Genomic DNA, 8226 nt, shown 5'->3' on the forward strand with positions numbered 1-8226 from the left:
TTCCTCTCTCGTGTGCGGGCAAACCCTCAGACCTGCAGTTTGCCCGAATTCGCCGAGAACGTCAGACCGCCGGGCCGCGGGGGTAGCGTTTGAGCCGTTCGATCAGCTCGGCGCCGGGAATCGGCTTGTCGAACAGATAGCCCTGGCCCACATCGCAGCGCTGACGGCGCAGGAATGCCAGTTGCTCGGCGGTCTCGATGCCCTCGGCCACCACCTTGAGTTTGAGGTTGTGCGCCATGGCGATCACGGCCGACGTGATCTCCATGTCGTCCTGGTTGTCCGGGATCTCGTGGATGAAGCTGCGATCGATCTTGATCACATCGATGGGGAATTTCTTCAGGTAGCTGAGCGAAGAATAGCCGGTGCCGAAGTCGTCCATGGCCAAGGTGAGGCCCAGGCGCTTGAGCTGGTCGAGTTGCTGATGGGTGTCCACGGTGGCTTCCAGCAGCAAGCCTTCGGTCAGCTCCAGCTCCAGCAACGAGGCGTCCAGCGCTTCTTCTTGCAGGATATTGGCGATGGAAGCAACCAGGTCGGGGTCGGAAAACTGCTTGGGCGACAGGTTGATCGCCACCTGCAGGCGACCGAGGCCAGCGGCGGTCATGGCCTTGCTCATGCGGCAGGCCTGCCGGGCGATCCACTTGCCGATGGGGATGATCAAACCGGTCTCTTCGGCCACGCTGATGAACTGATCGGGCCGGATCATGCCTTTTTCCGGATGGTTCCAGCGCAACAGCGCCTCCATGCCTAACAGGCGACCCGAGCGCAGGCAGAGTTTGGGCTGGTAGAACACATCCAGTTCATTCTGGGTCAAGGCGCGCCGCAGGTTGTTTTCCACGAACAGCTTGTAGCTGGCCTCGGCGTTCAGCGCCTCGGTGAACACCTGCACTTGATGCTTGCCGTTGGCCTTGGCCTTGTGCAGGGCAAGGCCGGCGTTTTTCATCAAGGTCTGCGGGTCACGCCCGTGTAGCGGCGCACAGGCCAGGCCCACGGAGCCTGTGACGTTGATCAACTGGTTGTCCACGAACATCGGCTTGTCGAGGGTCAGCAGCACCTGTTGGGCGATACGCTGGCCGGCCTCCAGGTCGGTGTCGTGCAGCAGCACGGCGAACTCGTTGCTGGCAAAGCGTGCCAGGCTGCCGGCCGGGCTCAGGCTGTTGCGCAGGCGACGCGACAGGCTGACCAACAGCTTGTCGCCGGTCTGGTGGCCGAGGCTGTCGTTGATCCGCTTGAAATTATCGATGTCCACCAGCATCAGGCTGATCGGCCGGTCGCTGTCGTGAGCGAAGCTTTCGTCCAGGCTGCGGATGAACGCCGGGCGGTTGCCCAGATTGGTCAGGTTGTCGGTATAAGCCAGGCGCTCGATGCGCTGCTGGGCCAGCTTGCTTTGGGTGATGTCCTCATAGATACCGATGTAGTGGGTCAGCTCACGGTCATCGCCGTAGACCTTGGAGATCGACAGCTGGCCCCAATAGGGCTCCAGGTTCTTGCGCCGGCTCTTGAATTCGCCTTGCCAGCTGTTGCCGTTGGCCAGGCTCGATGGCGCGTCGAACAGCAGTTCGCTGAGGTTCTCCAGAGCGGGTAGATCCGCCAGGCGCTTGCCGTGGACTTCCTCGGTGCTGTACTGGGTGATCGCGGTGAAGCTGGGGTTGACGTACTCCACCACGCCATCGCAATTGACCAGCAGAAAGGCATTGGCACTTTGTTCCACCGCTCGTTGAAACAGGTTCAAGGCACTGGTGGCCGCACGGCGGTCATGGTTGTTGATCACCTGGGCGAAGTGGTCGGCGAGCTCGCCGGCAAAGGCAATCTCGTCGGCGCGCCAGGCACGTCCGCCGCCACTCTGCTCAAGGCACAGGACACCGACCACTTGGCCGTCGATGCGGATACTGGCATCGAGCACGGAGCGAACGTCGCGTAGCGCCAGCAACGGCGCCAGCTGGCACGTGCGCCGATCGGTGGCTACATCGCTGGCGTCGATAGCGCGACTGGTGTGCAGCGCCGTCAGATAGTCCGGGTAGTCGCTCAGGTCTACCGCCTGCGGGCAGCCATGGGCCTGGCGCTCGCGATAATAAGCAGTGATGGGCAGCAATTGCTGACCCTGCAAATTCCACAGGCTGGCGCAATCCACGGCATAGATGTCACAGGCGTTGCGCGTGATCAGCTCCGCGGCTTCGAGCAAAGGCTTGTGGGTGCCGTAGCGCTGCTGGGCCAGGCTCAGGATCAAGGCCTGCTGGGCGCTGGCGCGCTCCAGATGCTGCAGTTGTTCGCGTTGCGCCAGTTGGTTCAGTTCAAGCGCCATTTGCAGTGGACTGCTCACGCCGGTCGGCTCCACAGCGCTGTCGAGCACGCTATCGACGGCGTCGTCGACGACCACCAGGTAGCCGCGCAACAGCTGTCGATTGCGTTGGCGAAACGCCTCGCCCAACTCCATCAGGTGCAAGCTGCCTTGGTTGCTGTGCAGGGTATAGCGCACGACGTAATGGGTGCTGTCGACCAATTGCGCCTGAATGGCATCGTGCAGACGATGACGGGCCGCCGGCTCCATCAGGCACGCATACGGCGAGCCGGTCAGGGAGCACAGCTCCGCCGCCGGCAGGCCAAAGACGCGCTCGCAGTTCGGATCCAGGAAAAGCAGGGCCCAACTGGCCTCGTTCAGCCGCTCGAAACGCAGCATGCCCAGGCGCGAGGGCACCGGCAGCTGCGTCACTACCTCGGCCACCATGCGGTTGGCGGCATCGGGCTGGCTTTTCATTGAACACTCGCTTCAAGAGTACTGGTCGCGCAGAGACAACAATCCCTACAGGCTGGGGTCCCTACAGGCTCGCGCGTGGGGCAAGGTTGCATCATGGCGCTCGGGCTTACAAGCGATACAGTGGCTCGGTGCTTCCATGTTGTCGGCAGGCGCACAAAATTCTGGAATTGGATCCGAAAATACCCGGTGATGAAGGCATCTACCGTATGGGTTGCGTGCGAATAATGAACTTCGGGGTCAAATCCGGGGCAAAAAAAACCCACCGCGAGGTGGGTTTTTCTTATCCGGCCAGCCTTACAGCAGCATGGTACGGATGTCGGTCAGCAGCTCGCCCAGACGCTTGGTGAAGCGGGCAGCGGCGGCGCCGTTGATCACGCGGTGATCGTAGGACAGCGACAGCGGCAGCATCAGCTTGGGCTGGAACGCCTTGCCATCCCAAACAGGCTGGATGGTGGCCTTGGAAACACCCAGGATCGCCACTTCCGGCGCGTTGACGATCGGCGTGAAGCCGGTGCCGCCAATGTGCCCGAGGCTGGAAATGGTGAAGCAGGCGCCTTGCATGTCGTCGGCCGAGAGCTTCTTGGTCCGGGCTTTTTCAGCCAGGGCCGCGGCTTCGGCTGCCAGTTGCAGCAGGCTCTTCTGGTCGACGTTCTTGATCACCGGTACCAGCAGGCCATCCGGCGTATCGACCGCGAAGCCGACGTTGACGTACTTCTTGCGGATGATCGCCTTGCCGCTAGGGGCCAGCGAAGCATTGAAGTCCGGCAGTTCCTTGAGCAGGTGCGCGCAGGCCTTGAGCAGCAACGGCAGCACGGTCAGCTTGACGCCGGCCTTTTCCGCCACGGCTTTCTGCGCCACGCGGAACGCTTCCAGCTCGGTGATATCGGCCTGGTCGAACTGGGTCACGTGCGGCACGTTCAGCCAGCTGCGGTGCAGGTTGGTGGCACCGGCCTGCATCAGGCGGGTCATCGGCACCTCTTCGGTTTCACCGAAGCGGCTGAAGTCGACGACTGGAATCGGCGGAATGCCCGCACCACCGGTAGCGCCGGCCGCAGCGGCCGGTGCTTCCTTGGCCTTCTGCATCATCGCCTTGACGTAGACCTGCACGTCTTCCTTGAGGATGCGGCCGTGTGGGCCGGTCGGGCTCACCGCGCTCAATTCGACGCCGAACTCGCGCGCCAACTGGCGAACGGCCGGGCCGGCATGAACCTTGGCGCCGGCGGGCTTGGCCGGTGCGGCAGCAGGCTTTTCAGCGGCAGCAGCAGGTGCAGGTGCGGCAGCTGGTTTCGATTCAGCGGGTGCAGGGGCAGGGGCTGCCGCCTGGGCAGGCGCCGCAGGTGCAGCGCCAGCCACTTTCAGCTTGAGGATCAGATCGCCGGTACCGACTTCGTCTTCCAGCTTGACGCTGATGCTTTCGACCACGCCGGCAGCCGGAGAAGGAATCTCCATGCTGGCCTTGTCCGATTCCAGAGTGATCAGCGATTGGTCGGCCTCGACCGTGTCACCGGCCTTGACCAGTACTTCGATGATCTTGGCTTTGCCAGCCGAACCGATGTCCGGCACATGGATGTCCTGCACGCTGTCGCCGGCAGGCGCTGCGGCCGGCTTTTCAGCCGGTGCAGGCGCCGCCGCGGCCGGCGCGGGAGCAGCAGCGGCCGGGGCAGCAGCGGGGGCTGCGCCTTCGACCGTCAGCTTGAGGATCAGATCACCGGTGCCGACTTCGTCGTTCAGGTTGACGCTGATGCTCTCCACCACGCCTGCGGCAGGCGAAGGGATTTCCATGCTCGCCTTGTCCGATTCCAGGGTGATCAAGGACTGATCGGCGGTGACGGTGTCACCCACCTTCACCGAAATCTCGATGATCTGCGCCTTGCCCGACGAACCGATGTCCGGCACGTGGATATCCTGGCTCGAAGCGGCAGCCGGGGCCGAAGCGGGCGCCTCGGCTGGTTTGGCTTCGGCTTTTTCTTCCAGCTTTGGCTCGGCGGCAGGCTCGGAAGCCTGGGGCGCTTCTTCAGCACCCTCGACGTCCAGCTCCAGCAGTTCATCGCCTTCTTTCAGGCGGTCGCCCAGCTTGACCTTGATGCTTTTGACGACGCCCGCCTTGGGCGCCGGCACTTCCATGCTGGCCTTGTCCGACTCGAGGGTCAGCAGACTCTGCTCGGCCTCGATGCGGTCGCCGACCTTGACCAGCAATTCAATGACTTCACCTTCACCGCTGCCGATGTCAGGTACGCGAATGAGTTCGCTCACAAAAAATCTCCTCAGCAGTCCAGTGGGTTGCGTTTGTCAGGGTCGATACCGAACTTGACGATGGCCTCGGCCACCACCTTGGCTTCGATATCGCCGCGATCTGCCAAGGCTTCCAGGGCAGCCAGCACGACGAAGTTGCGGTCCACTTCGAAGAAGTGACGCAGCTTCTTGCGGCTGTCGCTGCGACCGAAGCCATCGGTACCCAGGACTTTGAATTCCTTGGAAGGAACCCACTGACGAATCTGCTCGGCGAACAGTTTCATGTAGTCGGTCGACGCAATGACCGGACCTTTACGGCCGCTCAGGCATTCTTCGACGTAGGTGGTCTGCGGCTTCTGCCCAGGGTGCAGGCGGTTCGAACGTTCCACGGCCAGGCCGTCGCGGCGCAGTTCGTTGAAGCTGGTGACGCTCCACACGTCGGCGGCAACGTTGAACTCTTCGCGCAGGATCTTCGCCGCTTCGCGGACTTCACGCAGGATGGTGCCCGAGCCCAGCAACTGGACGTGGTGCGCCGCTTCCTTGGTGTCTTCCTCGAGCAGGTACATGCCCTTGATGATGCCTTCCTCGGCGCCGGCCGGGATGGCAGGCTGGGTGTAGGCTTCGTTCATCACGGTGATGTAGTAGAAGATGTCCTGTTGCTCTTCGGTCATCTTCTTCATGCCGTCCTGAATGATCACCGCCAGCTCGTAGCCGTAGGTGGGGTCATAGGTGCGGCAGTTCGGGATGGTCGCGGCAAGCAGATGGCTGTGGCCGTCTTCGTGCTGCAGGCCTTCGCCGTTCAGGGTGGTCCGGCCGGCGGTGCCGCCGATCAGGAAGCCACGGGTACGGCTGTCGCCGGCGGCCCAGGCCAGGTCGCCGATACGCTGGAAACCGAACATCGAGTAGAAGATGTAGAACGGCAGCATCGGCTGGTTGTGGTTGCTGTACGAAGTACCGGCAGCGATGAACGACGACATGGCGCCGGCTTCGTTGATGCCTTCCTCGAGGATCTGGCCTTTCTTGTCCTCGCGGTAGAACATCACCTGGTCTTTGTCGACGGGATCGTACAGCTGGCCGACGGAAGAGTAGATGCCCAGTTGGCGGAACATGCCTTCCATACCGAAGGTACGGGCTTCGTCCGGGATGATCGGGACGATGCGCTGACCGATTTCCTTGTCCTTGACCAGCTGCGACAGGATCCGCACGAAGGCCATGGTGGTGGAGATTTCACGGTCGCCCGAACCGTCCAGGATCGCCTTGAGGGTTTCCAGTGGCGGGGTCGGAACGCTGAAGCTCTTGGCCCGGCGCTGCGGCACGAAACCGCCCAGGGCAGCACGGCGCTCGCTCAGGTAGCGCGCTTCGGCGCTGCCTTCTTCAGGCTTGTAGAACGGCAGGCTTTCCAGGTCCTGGTCCTTGACCGGGATGTCGAAGCGGTCGCGGAATTTGCGCAGGCTGTCGACGTCGACCTTCTTGGTGTTGTGCGCGGTATTCTTGGCTTCGCCTGCACCGGTGCCGTAGCCCTTGATGGTCTTGGCCAGGATGACGGTCGGCTGTTCCTTGTGGTTCACCGCCTGATGGTAGGCCGCATAGACCTTGTACGGGTCGTGGCCACCACGGTTGAGCTTCCAGATCTCGTCGTCGGACAGGTCGGCGACCATGGCCTTGAGTTCCGGGGTATTGAAGAAGTGCTCACGGACGAACGCGCCGTCCTTGGCCTTGTAGTTCTGGTACTCGCCGTCGATGACTTCGTCCATGCGACGCTGCAGGATGCCGTCGACGTCCTTGGCCAGCAATGGGTCCCAGAAACGGCCCCACACCACTTTGTTGACGTTCCAGCCACCGCCGCGGAACACGCCTTCGAGTTCCTGGATGATCTTGCCGTTGCCGCGAACCGGGCCGTCGAGGCGCTGCAGGTTGCAGTTGATGACGAAGATCAGGTTGTCCAGCTTCTCGCGGCCTGCCAGGGAGATCGCGCCCAGGGATTCGGGCTCGTCGCACTCGCCGTCGCCCATGAAGCACCAGATCTTCTGCTTGCCGGCCGGGATGTAGCCGCGCGCTTCCATGTACTTCATGAAGCGTGCCTGGTAGATCGCCTGGATCGGACCCAGACCCATGGAAACGGTCGGGAACTGCCAGAAATCAGGCATCAGCCAAGGGTGCGGGTACGAGGACAGGCCTTTGCCGTCCACTTCCTGGCGGAAGTTGTTCATCTGGTCTTCGCTGATGCGGCCTTCCATGAAGGCGCGTGCGTAGACACCAGGCGAGGCGTGGCCCTGGAAGTAGATGAGGTCGCCGCCGTGTTCGTCGGTCGGGGCCTGGAAGAAGTAGTTGAAGCCGATGTCGTACAGGGTCGCGCTGGAGGCGAAGCTGGAAATGTGGCCGCCCAGATCCGGGTCGCGCAGGTTGGTCCGGACCACCATCGCCAGTGCGTTCCAACGCACCAACGAGCGAATGCGGCGTTCCATGAACAGGTCGCCAGGCATGCGTGCTTCGTGGGTGACGGGGATGGTGTTGCGGTACGGCGTGGTGATGGCGTAAGGGAGTTGTGAACCACTGCGGGTGGCCAACTCACCCATGCGGGTCATCAGGTAGTGAGCGCGGTCTTCGCCTTCTTTGTCGAGGACCGACTCCAGGGCATCCAGCCATTCCTGGGTTTCGACGGGATCGAGGTCTTGCATGGCTTGCTCCAGGGCGGAAAGGCTTCCAGAATCGAAGCCTGAGTTTGCGACTGGCCTTGTGGGCAGACGATATTGAATTCTTGGATTACCGGCAGCTTTTCCGGCGCGCTGTAGTTTTACTACAAATCCCTGCCCTTTTCATGCCCTTGCGGGTGGAGGGCAGCGGGGGAAACACAGGATACAGGCTTTTGGCCCCCTGTCCGGTTGTGGCTTGCATCGCAACCTGTGATCGAATGTATTCGTCTGCAGGCTGTGCTGGAGATAATTCTGCCAAGTTCGGTCGAGATTTAGCTATTTATCACCTTTGTTCGACAGTTCAGGGACAGATGAACCTGTCTATACAGACCTTTACTGGGCTCTTCACGCTGCACAAGGATAGACCATGAACCTGCCTTTGCTGGTCGAAATTCCGGCCGTTCTCATGCCTTTGGTGTCGCGCAATCGCGAGTCGTTCCAGGCTGCTGTGGTAGGGGCTGAGGGCCTCTTCGCGGGCAGAGCCCGCTCCCACACTCTCCATGGCACTACTGGGATTCATGTGGGAGCGGGCTCTGCCCGCGAAGAGGG

The 8226-nt window shown here is 62.0% G+C and carries 4 protein-coding genes; 1 reads left to right on the plus strand and 3 read right to left on the minus strand.

What is annotated here, in order from left to right; translation table 11 throughout:
* Positions 1-61 precede the first annotated feature (61 nt).
* The 3 genes from QMX89_RS19885 to aceE all read right to left on the minus strand — a co-directional run bounded on the left by QMX89_RS19885 (position 62) and on the right by aceE (position 7662).
* Positions 62-2752, minus strand: coding sequence for a GGDEF and EAL domain-containing protein (locus tag QMX89_RS19885; RefSeq protein ID WP_049861453.1), 2691 nt, complete (start codon positions 2750-2752; stop codon positions 62-64).
* A gap of 294 nt (positions 2753-3046) precedes the next feature.
* Complete coding sequence (gene aceF / locus QMX89_RS19890) at positions 3047-5005, minus strand: dihydrolipoyllysine-residue acetyltransferase (RefSeq protein WP_056844632.1); 1959 nt, start codon at positions 5003-5005, stop codon at positions 3047-3049.
* Positions 5006-5016: 11 nt separating this feature from the next.
* The gene (gene aceE, locus QMX89_RS19895; protein ID WP_056844631.1) at positions 5017-7662 is read right to left on the minus strand and encodes a pyruvate dehydrogenase (acetyl-transferring), homodimeric type; all 2646 of its coding nucleotides are present in this window, start codon (positions 7660-7662) and stop codon (positions 5017-5019) included.
* A 382-nt stretch (positions 7663-8044) separates the two neighbouring features.
* Between aceE and QMX89_RS19900 the strand changes: the two genes are divergently transcribed.
* Positions 8045-8226 (plus strand): hypothetical protein (locus tag QMX89_RS19900; RefSeq protein WP_282349550.1); only part of this gene is annotated, 182 nt, incomplete at its 3' end.

The organism is Pseudomonas sp. PS01301, assembly GCF_029960215.1.
Taxonomy (GTDB): Bacteria; Pseudomonadota; Gammaproteobacteria; order Pseudomonadales; family Pseudomonadaceae; genus Aquipseudomonas; species Aquipseudomonas coleopterorum.